The organism is Streptomyces krungchingensis, from assembly GCF_054729265.1.
Window position 1 is genome coordinate 8,472,191 of record NZ_JBPUKY010000001.1, and the last position, 15,406, is coordinate 8,487,596.

The window sequence follows — 15,406 nt, forward strand, 5'->3', positions numbered from 1 at the left end:
TAGGGTGGGCCCTGACGGTCAAAGAGCATCCTCGCCTGCTCCCTCCCCACCACGAGCTGCGGTGTCGAACTGCCCACCGGTGCGCCGTCATCGGTCGTCTGTTGGGCGACGTGGCGCAACAACCGCGGTCCCACACGTGGCGAGGGCGGCTCGTCGAGCGTCCTGACGCCGCAGGCGGCGGGCGACGCGGTGTCGCCCGCCGCCCGGCGGAAGGGATTCAGGTTCGGATGCCTGGGGAGCGACGTGGCGTCAGCCGGTCGCGCTGCCCGCGACCCACTCGCCCCACGGCATGTTCCAGTCGCTGAGGCCGTTGTCGGGGGCCAACGTGGTCTTGTCGTCGGAGTTCTTGACGATCACGACGTCACCGATCATCGAGTGGTCGAAGAACCACGCGGCGGGCTTCGTGCCGTCGCCGCCGCCCCTGACGTCCTTCAGACCCACGCAGCCGTGGCTGGTGTTGACCTTGCCGAAGACCGAGTCGGCACCCCAGTAGTTGCCGTGGATGAACGTGCCCGAGTCGGTCAGGCGCATGGCGTGCGGTACGGCCTTGAGGTCGTACGAGGGCTTGCCGTCCTTCTCCGTGAGGCCGACGGTCGCACCGTTCATATGGACCTGCCTGAACTTCTCGGAGATGACCATCCGGCCGTTGTACGTCGGGTGCTCGGGGCTGCCGGACGAGATCGGGATGGTCCTGATCGTCTTGCCGTCCCGTACGACGGTCATCTGCTTCGTCTTGGCGTCGACGGTGCTGATCTGGCTCCGGCCGATCTTGAACGTGACCGTCTTCTGGATGCCGTTGACGTTGAGCTCGACGGTGACAGTGGAGCCGGACTTCCAGTAGTTCTGGGGGCGGAAGTCCAGGCGGTTGTCGTTGAACCAGTGACCGACGACCTGCTGGCCGCTGCTGGAGCTGACCTGGATCTGCGACTCCACGGCGGCCTTGTCGATGATCGCCTTGTCGAAGTTGACCGTCACCGGCATGCCCACACCGACGGTCGAGCCGTCCTGGGGGGAGAGGTGTCCGATGAAGTTGTTCGCCGGGGAGACCGTGGTGATCGTGGCGTTCCCGGTGACGGAGCGGCCCTTGGCGTCCTCGGCCTCCGCGGTGACCTGATACTGGGTGGCCCGCTGCAGGCGGCTGTCCGGCTTCCAGGACGTGCCGTCGGCGGAAAGGGTGCCCGGAACCTCGGCACCGGTCGCGACGGCGGTCATGGTCACCTTGGTGAGCTTGCCGTTGCTGACGGTGACCTTGACGGAATCATTGATCCCGACGCCGTAGACACCTTGCTTGGGCGTGATCGCTATTCGGGCGTCGGAAGCCTCCTGGGGGGCCGCCTGATCCGCCGACGCCTGCGGTTTCGGGCGATTCCCGGCGTCGTTACCGCCGGTATCAGCGTTGCTGGTACCACCGAGGGCCGTGAGCGAGAGTATGCCGCCGAGCACACCCGCCGCAGCCACCAGCCGGGTGCGTCCTTTACGTGCCGTGATCAAACGCTTCTCCCGTGTCACTGGTCGTTGAATCCCTGGAGCTGAATGCCGAGGGAGTGCAGCTGTCTACAAAGTTCTTTATATGGGGTTATCAGTCTTAAATGGGCAAACTGTGGTGGATCCCACGCGTTGTCGAGCGCGTTGCCGAGGCCCTGCTCGACTGACGGATGGCGCGCAGTCGATCCGCTCCCGCCGCCGGAGCCGTTCGGCCGCGAGGTGGTCGCTCCAGAGCAATGCCGACCACATCAGGGCCGGGTGACGTGGTGGTCGGCCTCCGGTTCGTAGAGCTCAGCGCCTTCGTAGAGCTCCGCGTCGATCGAGGGTCGCGGCAGCCGGCCCGCTTTGGCCAGGTCGTCGTCGGCGGCGTCGGTGACGTACAGCTCCGCGGCCGTCTCCGGCAGGTTCTCCGCGAAGGTGGTGGCATCGGGGCGGCCTTCTCGACCTTCTGGTGGAAGGTCATGACGGTGCGCAGCTTGTACGCCGCCGCGTGCTTCAGGAGGGCGAGGCGTCGGCCCCGCAGCGCGCCCTCCCAGAGCCCGGCCGCGGGGGAGGGGTCACGGATCTCTAGGACCCGCTACACCTACCCGGCCCTGAACGGCTTCGACAGGCTCGCCGCACGTGACGGGCTCGCCGCATCCGAAGTGCTCAGCGCCATCGCCGAGACCGAGCATGCCGACGACTCGACGAGGAGGAGTATCCGCACCTGCGACTGACCGACGCGCGAAGCGTCAGCAGTCTCACCGGTAGAGCTTGGCCTGCGCCACCACGACTGCGTCGTCAGTGATCGAATCGCCCCTCGGACACAACCACTGACGATACGCAGACAAGGGCCTCGACCTTACGGTCGCGGTCCTCGTTGCGTTTTCGTAACTGACAGTGATGCCGAGTGCTTCGTAGAGAGGGGCTTTCTTCTCGGTGTCGGCTGTGCGCATGCGCTGTGCGATGTCTCCAGGGCCCTCAGTGACGTCGCGGATCTGCGGGGTGCCGAGCGAGGGTTCCTTCTTCCGGGTGCCGGCGGGGAGCGTGTCGAGTATCTTCCGTGCCGCTTCCTTGTCTCTCTGCGCGTGGTTGATCCATTGGGTGACGACGGTGGGGTCGGCTCCGGCTTCGTGGGCGGCCAGGTAGAGGGCGAGTCGGCGTTCGCAGTCCTTGATCGCCTGGCGGGCTTGGGCCTGCCTCTGGTGTTTGCGTCTCTGCAGCGTTTGCCGCGGCGCTGGCGTGGGTGAGTGCTGTGATGGTTGCGGTGAGCCGATCGGGGCGAAGGCGCGGGCGATCCACTGGTCCAGGGCCCGGCACACGATGTCTTCGCGCAGGTTGACGGTGCGTGCCTCGCTCCTTATCAGGGGCGGGAAATACCACCCCGTCGCACTGGTGGACTGGTCGCTCGAGTCCCCAGAGGATGGTTGCGTCTATGGCTTCTGGGCCGCTGAGGAGACCTGCTTCAGGTGCTGGGTGAGTTGCTGAAGCGTGTTCCAAGTGTGGGGCTCGGTTCCCTCGCCGAGTGGGTAGTGGACGGCGGGTGCGGTTGGTGGGCCTAGTTGGGTGGGGGTGAGGTTGCGAGGTGGGCGGAGGGCCTGGGTGAGGCTGATGTTCCGGACCGCTTCGGAGCCCAGTGTGAATGAGACGGGGATGGGCGGGGCCTCGAAGTGTGGGGGAGTAGTCAGGTCGCGGCGGGCGGTCCGGAGTGAGGTGAGCATGCTGGTGAGGCCGTGCGTCGTGGCGAGGGTTTCCGCGAGGGGCTCGATGACGTAGAGGGGTGGGGTTTCGTTCTTGCCGTAGCCGAGGGTGAGGGTGATGTCCTCCTCGATGCCGGCAGGGGTGCGGGTGATGCGGACCGTGGCGAGGGCCGGGCGGTCGGGGTGGCCGACGGCGATCAGCCAGGTCGACTGGGGTGCGCGGGCGCGGGCGAGGTCGGTCAACTGGCGAGTGGACCAGGGGAGGTTGACGGGCTCGGCGGTGCTCCATCCGGCGGGTGGGGTGCCGGTGAGGGTGTGCCAGGCGGTCTCCAGGGCGCCGCCGAGGATAAGGCCTTCGTCGGCGGGGTGCCGGGTGCGCAGGGAGGCGATGAGCTGGCGTTCGCCGGCGCCGGGGGTGGCCTTGAAGGCTTCGGCGACGGAGGCTGTGCCGTTCTCGTCGAGGATGGGGGTGAAGGTGCCGCCTTTCCAGTGGAGTACGGCGCCGGACAGGCCGTCGTAGAAACCGTGAGCCGGGTCTTGGATGACCCAGCGGTTGGGATGGCCGAGCAGGGCGGTGCGGGTGGGCAGGGTCAGGCGGGTGGTGGATGGGGTGACGATCTGCAGGGCGCGGTCGTCGGCGGTCGCGCCGCGCAGGGCGTCGGAGAGCCAGCTCGTCATGGTGACGAGGGGGCGGTCCTGGATGACCACGGCGGTTTTGGCGGTGATGACGTCCACTGCCGGGGCCGACGTGGCGGGGACGGGTACAGCCGAGACGTCTGTGGCAAGCGGGACGATGTCGGTCGAGGCGGCTTCCGGGGGCCAGACGGTGCCGTTCAGGACGGTGGCGAGGCGTCCAGCGAAGGAGCCCGCCAGTCGGCCGCCTTCCGCGACGGCGGTGGAGGCGCGAGCCTCGGTCCACCACACCGGGCTGTCCGGGAGAGCCGGACCGGTGCCGAGGAGGCGGGTGGTTTCGCCGGGGACCTGGATGAGGATGGGGGCTTCGACGGAGACCAGGGGGCGGCCGTCGGGGGCGCAGAGTTGGATGACGGCGCCGTCGGCCAGGATGTTCACGCCGAGGTCGGGGCCGCCGGCGTAGAGGCCCGCGAGGAGGGTGCGCAGGTCCGGCATCTTGGGGGTGAGGGCGATGACGTCCTTGGTCACGGAGCGGATCCCGGCTCTTCGTCTGCTTCGTCGGTGAGGGCGGTCTGGATGAGCTGGTGGTGGCGGCCTCGGCGGACGAGGGTGCCGCGGCCGGGCGGTTGTGCGGAGGCGTACAGGCCGGGGAAGAGCTGGCCCTCGGTGCGGTCGCCGGTCATGAGGAGGGCGGTGGTGCCGGTCTCGCGCAGGGTGGTCAGCAGGGGTTCGTACAGGGCGCGGGAGGCCCCGGCGGTGCGGCGGGCGATGACGAAGTGCAGGCCGATGTCCTGGGCTGAGGAGATGTACGGCAGGAAGGGGGCCAGGGGCTGCTGGCCGGCGGTGGTGAGGATGTCGTAGTCGTCGATCAGGATCACGATGCGCGGACCATGGAACGAGGGCTCCGCACCGATCGCGTCGGGGTCGGCGGTCTCCGGCAGGCGCTTCTCCAGTTCGGTGGCGATGCCGGTGGCCAGCGCAGCGGCCAGCTTCGCGTTGTGGGCGTAGCCGCCGCGGTAGGGCTCCGGGACGACGCCGCGCAGGCCGCGCCGTGGGTCGAAGACGCCGAACACCAGCTCCTCATCTCCGTACTGGTCGATGAGTTGACGGGTTATCAGCTTCAGCAGGCTCGTCTTGCCGCACCCGTTGTCGCCAAGAATCAGCAGGTGCTGATCGCTTCCGAACAGGTCCAGGAGAACCGGGGCGAGTGCGTCCTGGTCCACGCCGATGGGAATCGTCCCGGGCGCGGTGGCCGGTGAGGGGAGTTTCGCCGCGGGAAGCCGCGTCGGAAGCACCCGGACGGGGGCGGCGACGTCGCCGTGCCAGCCGGCCCGGATCGTGCGGGCGGTCCGCTCCAGGGTGGCCGCGAGGTTGTCCGTGTGGGGGCGGCCGTCGATGCGGGGCAGTGCGACCTGCGCGAACAGTTTCCCGTCGGTCAGCACCCGGCCCGGCACATCGGGTGACAGCGTCTCGGACAGCTTGCGGTCGATGGACGAGTCGGCCGGGTCGTTGAGCCTCAGCTCGACGCGCGTGCCGAACATCGACTGGGTGGCGATGCGGACGTCGTTCCAGCGCAGCATTCCGGCGACGATGTGGATGCCGTATCCGCCGCCGCGCTTGAGGAGGTCGGCGACGGCGTCGTCGAGTTCGGCGAACTCGTCGCGCAGCGCGCCGAATCCGTCGACGAGCAGCACGATGTCGGTCGAGCCGAGCTGCGGCAGCTTGCCCTGGGCGCGCAGGTGGCGTAGCTGGTCGACGGAGTCGATGCCGTACGCGCGGAAGACTTCTTCACGCTCGGCGAGCATGGTGCGGACCTCGGCGACGGTACGCGCGGCCCGCTCGTGGTCGGCGCGCCCGGCGATGCCGCCGACGTGCGGCAACCCGGAAAGGGCCGACAGGCCGCCGCCGACCAGGTCCAGGCCGTAGACGGCCACGTCGTACGGCGTGTGGGTGAGGGCCAGGGACACAGCGAGGGTGCGCAGCAGGGTGGTCTTGCCCGACTGCGGGCCACCGATGACGGCCGTGTGGCCGCCGGCGACGGTCAGGTCCAGTAGCCAGGGCTGCTGCCACTGCTTGGCTGGGTCGTCCAGAGTGCCCAGCGGGACGCGCATCGCACCGTTGCGGTGCACGAGCCGGAGGCCCTCCGGGTCGGCTTCGAGGGGACCGGCTGCCGTATCGAGGGTGACGGCGTCCGGCAGTGGCGGCAGCCAGATTCGGCGTACCGGCGTACCGGCGGTGGCGAGTTGGCCGACCATGACCGACATCACGGTCGGTCCGGTCTCCCGCTTGGTGGCGGCGAGTTCCTTCGCGGCATCCGCATGGGGTGCGCCGAGCGCGTTGTACGTCGGATACGGCGAGGCAAGCGGCTCGTCGTCCTGCTGGTCGGTCAGGGCCGGGCCGCGGTGGGCGCCGGAGACGTACCCGGCCTTGAAGCGCTCGTACGTGGAGGTGTCGACCTTCAGATAGCCGAAGCCCGGCAGCGGCGGCAGGTGGAAGGCGTCAGTGGTGTCCAGTACGGTGCGCGACTCGTCAGCGGAGAAGGTGCGCAGGCCCAGGCGGTACGACAGATACGTGTCCAGACCCTTGAGCTTGCCGCCCTCGATGCGCTGGCTGGACAGCAGCAGGTGGACGCCGATGGAGCGGCCGATGCGGCCGATGGACAGGAACAGGTCGATGAAGTCCGGTTTGGCGGTGAGGAGTTCGCCGAACTCGTCGATGACGACGAACAGGTGCGGCAGGGGTTCGAGGTCCGGGCGCTGGGTGGCGCGCAGAACGGCGTAGTGGCCGATGTCGGCGACGTTGCCGGCGTCCTTGAGTACCTGCTGGCGGCGCTTGACCTCGCCGGCGAGGCTGCTGTGGACGCGTTCGACGAGTCCGGCTTGGTTCTCCAGGTTCGTGATCACGCCGGCCACGTGCGGGAGTTCGGTGAACGGGGCGAAGGTGGCGCCGCCCTTGTAGTCGACCAGGACGAGGGCCAGGTCCTCGGGGGAGTGGGTGGCGGTGAGCGCGAGGACGAGGGTGCGCAGCAATTCGCTCTTGCCGGAGCCGGTCGCCCCCACACACAGACCGTGCGGGCCCATGCCGAGCTCGGAGGACTCCTTCAGATCCAGCAACACCGGCTCGTGACGGTCTGTCAGGCCGACGGGTACGCGCAGGAAGGCTCGCTCGCTGCGCGGCGCCCAGAGTCTTTCGATGTCGAGTGCTGCAGGGTCGTCGATGCCCAGCAGGCCGGGGAAGTCCACCGGCCCGGAGACGGGGGTTCCCTCGGCCGCGGACTCCGCCGACAACCTGAGCGGGGCCAGCATCCGAGCCAGCCCCTCCGCGCCCGCAACGCTCACGGCATCCGATGAGCCCTGTGCCACTGTCGACGTCTCGCGCAGGTCCTCCACGGTGATCCGGTCGCCGTCGACGGTGACGCGGACCGTCACCTGATCCGGCTCGTGTACCTGCTGCTCCAGCAGGTGCAGCACGGTCACGCCCATGTCCGGCAGATCCACCGCCGTGTCAGGACGGGGCAGTTCAGCGGCCGTCTCGCCGTACTCGTCGCTCACGACCAGCAGCCGCCCGGTCAGCCGCAGCGCGTTGCGGTTCGACAGTCCGCGCCGCACCTCCGCCGCGTACGAGGCGCGCTGGCGCAGATCATCGCGGCACAGCGTGGCCAGCTGGGCCAGGCTCGGCGCGATCCGGCGGGCGGCGACCGGACCGTCGTGCTCGTCCGGATCGAGCACGTGGGGCAGCCACTTGGCCCACTCCCAGGCGGCCAGCTTCTCGCCGGGTATGCCGAGCGCGACGGCCACGTCGTCCGGCGCGTGCGTGACCGCGGTCTGGATCAGCAGCGCGCGGGCGACCCGCAGTACCCCCTCGCGGTCCCCGACGATGCTGACGTTGCCCGCCCGGTCCAAGGGCACGGTGAGAGGGAAGTCCGTCGCCGTGGCGAACCTGTTCTGCAGGGCGCGGGCCTCGTTGAGCATGAACGGGTCCGGCGGAGTCAGCACCCCGCCCGCGTTGTTCTGCCCGACCGCCAGCTCCTGCACCGGTACGCCCCCGGTGCCCGCCCGCACCCTCAGGAAGTCCGCGTCCTGGCGGCGCCGCTCCCACAACCGGGCCGGATCGCGTACCAGGTCGTACAAAGCCTCGGGCGGCGGATTGAGCAGCTGGGACTGTCGGCGCCGCTCCCGCTCGCCGGTGCCGAGCTCGTCCCGCAGCTCCTCCAGGTATTCGAGATACCGCTCGCGCTGGGTGCGCCGGGTGCGCTGTGCCTTGCCCCGCTGGGACAGGAACAGCGCCACCGCGCCGAGCAGGGCGAAGACCAGGACGATCGCGCCGAGCGCGGCGAACTGGCTGTTGCGGATGACGGTCATCATCACGACCGAGCCGATGACGCCGGCCATCGGCAGCAGTGCGGTCGCCGCGTTGCCGATCTTTCCCTCGGGCAGGTTGGGCGGCGGTTCGACGGTGCACGGCTGCGGCGGGGTGAGGGGGCGGGTGAAGCGCGCGGGCCGGTGGACGAGATGCTGGGTCACGGACGGGCCTTTTCTTGAACGGGTCCTGAAGCCTGGCTCGTGCTCATCGCACCCTCACGGCCCGGTGCATCGCCTCCGCCGCGAGGCGGACGGCGGCGTCCCGAGTGGCCTGGCCCAGCATGGCGGTGTGGATGGGGCCTCCCTGGGCCAGATGCCGGTCGTAGGGAAGCGGGAGGACGGACACGCCCGTCTCTCGGAGGTGCGCGGCGGCAGTCTTCTCGTCGAGCGTGGTGTCGGGGGAGCTCGCGGAGAGTGCCACCACGGTGCTGGCCAGGGCGGAGTGCGGCAGCTGGGCCAGCCAGTCCAGGACCTGGCGAGTGCCGTTGACGCCCTCAGCGGTCATCGGGGCGACCACCACCCGGGCGTGCGCGGTGTCCATCGCCGTACGGGCGACCTCGCCGGGCAGGGTCTCGCAGTCCACCACCGTCACCGCGAAGTAGCGCCGCAGTGCCAGCGTCACGGTGCGGTAGGTGCGGACGTCCATCGGGGCGCCGACGCGCCCCTGGCTCGCGGGAAGCAGCCAGCCGCCGTCGGTCACTGGTACCAAGTAGCCCGTAATGTCGGTGAGTTGCATCGCAGGGGTGAGGATCTGGGTCAGGTCGGCACATGACCATCGCACCGATTCCGCGCCCATCCGCACCGGCAGGGTGCCGAGTGCGGCATCGGCTTCCAGGGTGAGTACCGGATCGTGCCGGTAGTGGTTGAAGGTTCGGCCCAGCAGGGCGGAGACGGTCGACTTGCCCACCCCGCCCCGGATGGACGTCACCGCGATGACTCGGCCGGTGGTGACCGGCTGCTGCAACTCCCCTGCGAGGCGTGTCTCTTCGGCAACGTCCTGCGAGGCTGACGCGGTGAGTTTGCGAAGTGTGCGTCCGGTCCGGCGGGTCACGGAATCGCCGTGCTGGGGGCGACCCAGGGCGTGCGCCAGGCGAGGGTCGACGGTCGGCACGGACTCCGGGGTGTGCAGGGGAAGGCGGGGATCACGAGGCGCCCGGGCGGCGGGTTCCGACCGCGGCACCGGGGCGGGGAGCTGAGGGAAACCCGGGGAGGCAGCGGGACCTGCACCGGCGGGCGGCTTCGGGGCCGAGTGTATCGGTCGAGGCCGCGCTGTGGGCTCGGTGGCCCCTGCGGCCGGCTTGGCCGATTCGTGTGCCGCATCGTGCTGCCCCAACTGCCTCAGCACGTCCTGCTGCCAGTCCCCTCCCTGAGTCATGAAGTCACCCCTACGCGAAGGTGTCGAGCAGACGCCCGTACACACCGAACGCCCCGATGACGAGCGGGAACAGGACGATGACCCCCACCGACTCGACCACGTCGCCGAAGCGCCGCAGCCGCACTCGCACATGCTCGGCGGGCTGCACCGCCAGGACCATCAGGGGCAGGACAGCCAGCGTGACGAGCACGGCCAACGACCCCACGGCACCAGAGTGCTCCTGCCACACCCCGACGAGCCGGACGGCGACCACGGCACCGGCCCCGAACAGCGCCACGACCTCGGTGACGAGCGGGAAGGCACGGGCCCGCAGTGTCAGAACGACCGCGACCACCACGGCGAGCAACACGGTCCACGCCGAAGGCGCCCGCAGTACGAGAAGCCCCGCCGCCATGGCCGAGGCGGCCAGGACGATCGTCGCGAGAGCCAGACCACGATGAGTGGCGGCCAGGGCGGTGCTCACCTGATAGCGGCTGACGGACGTACCACTGGAGCGCCGGTCGTCCAGCCCTGACAGACCGGATGCCATGAGCGCGAGCCGCGGTAGCACGCCGAGGGCGACAACCGAGACGACGCTCAGCAACGCGCCCACACGGGCCTGCTCCACTGACGTACCCGCACCCGATTGGACCGCCACCGCCACCTGCCAGCAGACGACACAGCCGACCACTGCGGCGGCACCGACGAGCCCACCCCGGCCCAGCGCCGTGAACCAGCCCAGCAGGAGCAGCGACACAACGAGGGCGCCCCCCACTCCGGCCAGCCGCGCCGCGCCGGACCAGGCATGGGCATCGGCCAGCGTCCATACCCCGAGCGCACCGAGGGATCCCCCGGTGAAGAGGAGCGTGGTGGCCAGGCCGCGTTGCCCGGCCCGCCCGAAGAGAGCCCCCGCGAGTGCGGTCACAGCGGCGACGGTCACCAGGGCGCTGCCTACGGTCGACAGCGCGAACTCGCTGCGGGCCAGGGTGCCAGCCGCGACGGCCCAGCCGACCGTGGCGATTCCCGCGACGATGCGCCGGGATGCGGGGCTCCATCGCCACGCACGTACATTCAGGTCGTCAGCGACCTCATCGGTGACGTCGTGCACCACGGGTGTCGCCGGGGCGTCTTCCAGCCGCACGAGCCGCAGGACGGCACCGTCCGGAACCCCGGCCGATTCCAGCGTGCTGTCATGCGCGAGCGCCGAACCATCCGCGGTGACGAGATGCCGCAACTCGGGCCGGGCCGATACCCGATCGTCCAGCAGTCGCATCACTTCGGGCAAGAGCAGCCCGACTGGTTCCCGGGAGGGCAGGACGAGATCGACACGCCGCAGCTCGCCGATCAGAGTGACCCGGCTCAAAGCAGTCCGGTTCGGCGTCGTACGGCTCACGGACCCCGCAGATATCACGCGTTCGAACCTATCATCGAGTCATCGGGTGGAAGACGCCGAAGGCGCCGCGGAAGACGAGGAAGAGGGCACAGAGGTGCCGTACGGGCTCTTCCCTATGACCCGGTGCGAAACGAACGACCAGCCCACGCATCCGGCGCACAACACCGCCGCGACCACGATCCCGGCGAACACCTTGCCGAGCCGCTCGTCCACCGACCGCCGCTGCCGCTGCGTCCCGAACAAGACGGCATCCCTCAGCCGCCGGCGCCGAACCGAAACCGACTCCAGCAATTGGCTGTCGTAATCCTGGGCTGCCATCGATATTTGTTGTCCGTTTCAGTTCTCAGGGTTACTTATCGGTTCTCAGGTGGCGTACTCGCCGACCCAGTTGCGCTGCAGAAGTGCCTTCGGCAGGTACTCGGACTCGACCTCGATGGGGATGTCGTTGTCATAGGCCATGCAGGCGATGGCGAGTGGGCCGAGGGCGACCAGGCCGTCGCTGCTCAGGGATCGTGCTTCGTCGCCGGTCCAGTACTGCTTGTGCCAGGTGAGGGCTTGGGTCAGTGACCTATTGAACTGATCGGTCTCTTGACGGTTGTAGAGCTGGAAGAGCTCGAGTGGTGGATACAGGAGCATCAGCATGGTGTCCCTGTCGGCGACCTGGGCCACGTCAGGGTCTGTGCCGTTGATCGCAGCGACCAGTTTGTCCCACGTGTTTGTAGCCTGGCCGTGCCAGTAACTCTGTAGAGCCTCCACCCAGTCGTAGAGGTACTCGTCGAACAGAGCACCGGAGGCACGAAGGAACGACACAGGTACTTGCATCAGCCGGTCGAGGCGCTCATTCTCACGGCAGATCGTCGCCAGGTAGACCGAGGTGATCCAGGCCCCCGCGTGCGTATAGGACGTCGGGCCGGTCGCAGGGAGGTTCTTCACCTGTCCGGTGCTCCCGATACGGCAGGGCACGGGGCCTTCGGCTGCCGTGGCCGAGTCGAACAAGGCGGAGCCGACCTGCATGGCCGTGACCCACGCCTCCCACGTTTCGAACTTACCCGCATGCGGATCCGTCAAGCAGTACGCCTTGGCCACCGTCAGGGAGCTGCCCAGGGCTCGGGAACGGGACATCTCCGATTCCTCGAGCCGATTGAGCATTCGACCGAGGCTCGCGATGCGCGCGACATTGCCCTCCACCGCAACGCTCTCTGCGGGGAAGTCGTGACGGGAAACGCTCGTGGCCACTGGATCTCTCCTCTAGTAAATCTTGAAATGCTCCAGCACGGCACCAGCGTACGAGATGCCCGCGTGGTCGTTCGCCTTCACCAGGACATACTGCAGCTTGCCCTTCTCCAGGGCCTCGGACAGGTCGTCCGCGATCCTGACGTCCTCTGGGCCTCGTTTCCACATCTCATCGAGGATCGTTTCCACGTACAGCTTGGTGCCTTGCTTGACGCGCATGCCTCTGGCTGCATCGCCCGCCCCGTTGCGCCAGTCGAGATCCCCCTTTGGCGCCTTCGCCTCGACTATGAGGTAATCACCGTTATTGCCGAGCTTGTACACCTGGTCGAACATGTTGGCGCCGTTCGGCGTCTTCGGGAGTTCGACCCACTCGGCGTTCGGGAACTCGTGAGGGGTGACATGTAGTTCGGCAGCCTTCTCGCCGAGTTGCTCGGATATCTTGCTGTTGTTCGGCAGGTCGCCGAGCTGCTGTTGATAGGCGTTCTGGGCGTCTTCGAGGGCCTTCTTCGCTGCAGCAGACGGACTGTCCTCGAATTCCCTTTCCGCCTTGGTGAGGTCCATGGACACCTTGCGGTTCTTCGTCGCCTCGTCGAGATCCGAGCGACGTGCGGGATCGACCGAGTCCGGGCCGAGTGGCGTCCGGCCGTGCCTGATCTCGGACGGCCCGCTCGGCAGGTCGTGTGCAGCGACCCACTTGCCTTGTGCGTTCTTGGCCAGCTGGGGGAGCTCGACGCCGTCCACCAACTTTGTGGTGCCGTCCGCATTCAACAGGTGCCTACGGCGACCCAATATGTCGTAGTGCTCCTTGAACCACGTCTGGTCGGGCTCGTTGGCCTTCCGGACGTGCGCGTCCTGGATCGCCTTCCGCTCTGCGGCGGTCAGCTCCCGCTCTCCGCCGTGGCCGCCGTTCCCGGTGCCCTCGTCCGCATGGTGAGCAGGCGGGACGGCCTCGTCGCCGGCGTGGCCCGCGTCGCCCACGGCGTCGTCGCCTGCCCGGCCGAGGTCGTCCAGCCCGCCGCCGCCGTGGCCGCCGGACCTCGTCCCGACATGGCCATCGCCGACCGGCCCGGCACCCGACCTCGGGGTCTCAGGGCCGACGGGGTGCGAGGCTCCGACCCTGCCGGATGCTTCCCCAACATGAGCAGTGGCACCGGGGGTGCGTGAGGCAGCGCCGACTCCAACGGGCTCCCGCTGCCGCGCGGGTGTCTCCCCAGGCGTGGCCGGTGCCTCCGCGGCTGCTTCCTTGCGTGGCGTGTCCCCGACGACGTTGCCGTGCTTGTCAACGGGGATGAACCTGCCGTCCTCGATGACGACTTTGGAGCCGTCGTCGAGTTCGATGACGCTGTGCAGGCGCTGGGAATCCGCCGTGGCGCCGATGCCGGTGCGGATTCCGGCGGTGAGGTCAGAGAGCTTGGGCAGTGCGCTGACGGCTTTGCCGGTCGCCTTGAGGCTGACGGCGACCGGGTCGATGTACTCGCCGACCTTGGCGGCGATGCCCGCGCCCTTGGCAACCGCGCCGGCTTCACCGCCCTTGGCCGCGATGGCCAGGGGACCGGCGCCGAGGGTGAGGCCGTTGAAGACGACCGTCGCCGCGGCGCGGGCGGGGTTCTCGCCCCACATGTCCCAGGCGACCATGGACTTGACGAAGTCCTTGGCAGCCTTCTTCTGCCGGACCTCGGTGGCGCTCTCCTTGTCCGCGCCGATCGCCCAGTCCATGAGCGCGTCGTACGGCTTGGCGGTGTACTGGCCGATCCCGCTGACGACATCCCCGAGATGACCCCAGGCGTCTCCGGCCGCATCAGAGCCGTTCCAGCCGACCAGAGTACCCAGCCCTTTGATGCCACCCCAGATGTTGTCGATGACCAGGCCGTCCCAGAAGAAGCTCTTGGCCCAGTAGCCGACCTCCCACGCGTGGTGGGACTCGCTCTCCGGGGTTCCCCAGGGCGTCTTCTTCGCGTGCTTGAGGACGTCGAGTTCGTAGCCGTACATCACCGTCTTCTTGTTGACAGTGTGGTGGCCGTCGTCCACCACGAACTCCGGGCCGCCCACGAGCGCCGAAATCTTGGTGGCTGCCCGGCGTTCGGCCTCCCGGAAGGCGCTCTCGGCGGCGGCGACGCCGTCCATGAGTTCCTGGTGACGGTTGATCTTGTCCCCGTCGTACGTCCAGTCGTCGTCGCCCTCGACGCTGTCGACGAAGGCGAAGGCGTCCATCTTGAGCTGGGCAAGATTCTTGGCGAGCGGACGGGCCTCGATCGAGAAGGTGTCCAGAGCGTCCGCGACCGTCTCCAGCCTGGTGGCGAAGGAGTCCGCCTTGTCCATCACCGGCTGCGTGGTGGCGAACAGGTCGTCCGCCTCCGGCGCGGTGTAGAAGGCCTCCAGCATCTGGAAACGCGAATGCACGTCCATGCCGCCGTTGCGGATCCCGATGGCGTCACCGCGCAGCCCAGAGGTGTCCTTTTCCAGCTGGTCGAAGTCGCCGGTGAACACCGGTATGGCCGACGGCTCGATCACTTGGTGCCGCCCTCCTTGCCCTTGCCACCCTGGCCCGGCAGATCGACCTTGGGCGCACCCAGCGCCTTGTGCTCGGCCCGGGCGGCCATCTCCAGATCCCCGACCATGTAGTACGCGGTCGCCTCCCGTGCCCCGTTCACCGACTTCGCCGCCCGCGCACCGAGGAACAGCACGTCACCCGCGGTCTTCTCGACGAAGATGGCCAGCGCCGCCCCGATCGCACCGGTCGATGGAGCCCCGCAGTACGGCGCGCTGATGGTGCCGGCCGAAGTGGCCGCGCTCTCCACGTCCGTTCCGTACGCCTTGACGTCCTTGGCCACGTCGTCCATCGCGTCCGCGACCAGCGAGGTCACGAACTCGACGCCGGACGACGAGATGTCCCACCCCGACATGCCGAACCCCCGTTGAAACGTTCCTGCTTGATACGGCGCTGGTCAGCCGATGTTGTCGACGGCGGCGCGAGCCTTGGCCATGGTCGTCTGGGCCGTGCCGTCGTTCTGCTCCAGCGTGGTACGCACGAGGCGGATGATGTCGCGCACCTCGTTCGCTGCGTGGTTCCAGCGCTTTTCCTTGCCGTGGTACTCATCGGCGACGCCGTCGGCCGTGAAGTCGGCCATCGCGGCCTGTACCGCGCGATCGCGATCTCCGAGCACGCGCTCCAACTGGCCGATGATGCCCTGCAGGCTGCCCTGCACCTCGGTGGAGGCGCCGGTGTCGTACGAGCGGCGGTCTTGGTTCTGCCCCATGGTCAAGCTCC

12 protein-coding genes are annotated in these 15,406 nt (G+C 68.7%); 1 reads left to right on the plus strand and 11 read right to left on the minus strand.

What is annotated here, in order from left to right:
- Positions 1 to 249: 249 nt before the first annotated feature.
- Positions 250 to 1,488: a L,D-transpeptidase gene (locus tag ACSYGO_RS36820; protein ID WP_426681642.1), complete on the minus strand. Its 1,239-nt coding sequence runs from the start codon at positions 1,486 to 1,488 to the stop codon at positions 250 to 252.
- 233 nt (positions 1,489 to 1,721) lie between these two features.
- Here ACSYGO_RS36820 and ACSYGO_RS36825 point away from each other — a divergent pair, with 233 nt between their 5' ends.
- Complete coding sequence (locus ACSYGO_RS36825; protein WP_432174117.1) at positions 1,722 to 2,201, plus strand: hypothetical protein; 480 nt, start codon at positions 1,722 to 1,724, stop codon at positions 2,199 to 2,201.
- A gap of 24 nt (positions 2,202 to 2,225) precedes the next feature.
- Here ACSYGO_RS36825 and ACSYGO_RS36830 read toward each other — a convergent pair whose 3' ends face one another.
- The 10 genes from ACSYGO_RS36830 to ACSYGO_RS36875 form a co-directional block, all read right to left on the minus strand.
- Complete coding sequence (locus ACSYGO_RS36830) at positions 2,226 to 2,786, minus strand: hypothetical protein (RefSeq protein WP_432174116.1); 561 nt, start codon at positions 2,784 to 2,786, stop codon at positions 2,226 to 2,228.
- 111 nt (positions 2,787 to 2,897) lie between these two features.
- On the minus strand, positions 2,898 to 4,325 hold the full coding sequence (locus ACSYGO_RS36835; protein WP_432174115.1) for a DUF6177 family protein: 1,428 nt from the start codon (positions 4,323 to 4,325) through the stop codon (positions 2,898 to 2,900).
- On the minus strand, positions 4,322 to 8,320 hold the full coding sequence (gene eccCa, locus ACSYGO_RS36840) for a type VII secretion protein EccCa (RefSeq protein ID WP_460389229.1): 3,999 nt from the start codon (positions 8,318 to 8,320) through the stop codon (positions 4,322 to 4,324). The genes ACSYGO_RS36835 and eccCa overlap by 4 nt, the downstream gene beginning before the upstream one ends.
- Positions 8,321 to 8,363: 43 nt before the next feature.
- On the minus strand, positions 8,364 to 9,533 hold the full coding sequence (locus ACSYGO_RS36845) for a hypothetical protein (protein ID WP_432174113.1): 1,170 nt from the start codon (positions 9,531 to 9,533) through the stop codon (positions 8,364 to 8,366).
- Between the two features lie 10 nt (positions 9,534 to 9,543).
- The gene (gene eccD, locus ACSYGO_RS36850) at positions 9,544 to 10,875 is read right to left on the minus strand and encodes a type VII secretion integral membrane protein EccD (protein ID WP_432174112.1); all 1,332 of its coding nucleotides are present in this window, start codon (positions 10,873 to 10,875) and stop codon (positions 9,544 to 9,546) included.
- 69 nt (positions 10,876 to 10,944) lie between these two features.
- Positions 10,945 to 11,223, minus strand: coding sequence for a hypothetical protein (locus ACSYGO_RS36855; protein WP_432174111.1), 279 nt, complete (start codon positions 11,221 to 11,223; stop codon positions 10,945 to 10,947).
- 45 nt (positions 11,224 to 11,268) lie between these two features.
- Positions 11,269 to 12,141 carry an immunity 49 family protein gene (locus tag ACSYGO_RS36860; protein WP_432174110.1) on the minus strand — a complete coding sequence of 291 codons (873 nt, stop codon included), beginning with the start codon at positions 12,139 to 12,141 and terminating at the stop codon, positions 11,269 to 11,271.
- A gap of 12 nt (positions 12,142 to 12,153) precedes the next feature.
- Positions 12,154 to 14,649, minus strand: a complete 2,496-nt coding sequence (locus ACSYGO_RS36865) for a hypothetical protein (protein ID WP_460389232.1) — start codon at positions 14,647 to 14,649, stop codon at positions 12,154 to 12,156.
- Positions 14,646 to 15,041, minus strand: a complete 396-nt coding sequence (locus ACSYGO_RS36870; RefSeq protein ID WP_460389234.1) for a DUF6507 family protein — start codon at positions 15,039 to 15,041, stop codon at positions 14,646 to 14,648. The genes ACSYGO_RS36865 and ACSYGO_RS36870 overlap by 4 nt, the downstream gene beginning before the upstream one ends.
- A 42-nt stretch (positions 15,042 to 15,083) precedes the next feature.
- Positions 15,084 to 15,395 (minus strand): pore-forming ESAT-6 family protein, encoded by a 312-nt coding sequence (locus ACSYGO_RS36875; RefSeq protein ID WP_432174107.1) that lies wholly within the window; start codon positions 15,393 to 15,395, stop codon positions 15,084 to 15,086.
- Between the last annotated feature and the right edge of the window lie 11 nt (positions 15,396 to 15,406).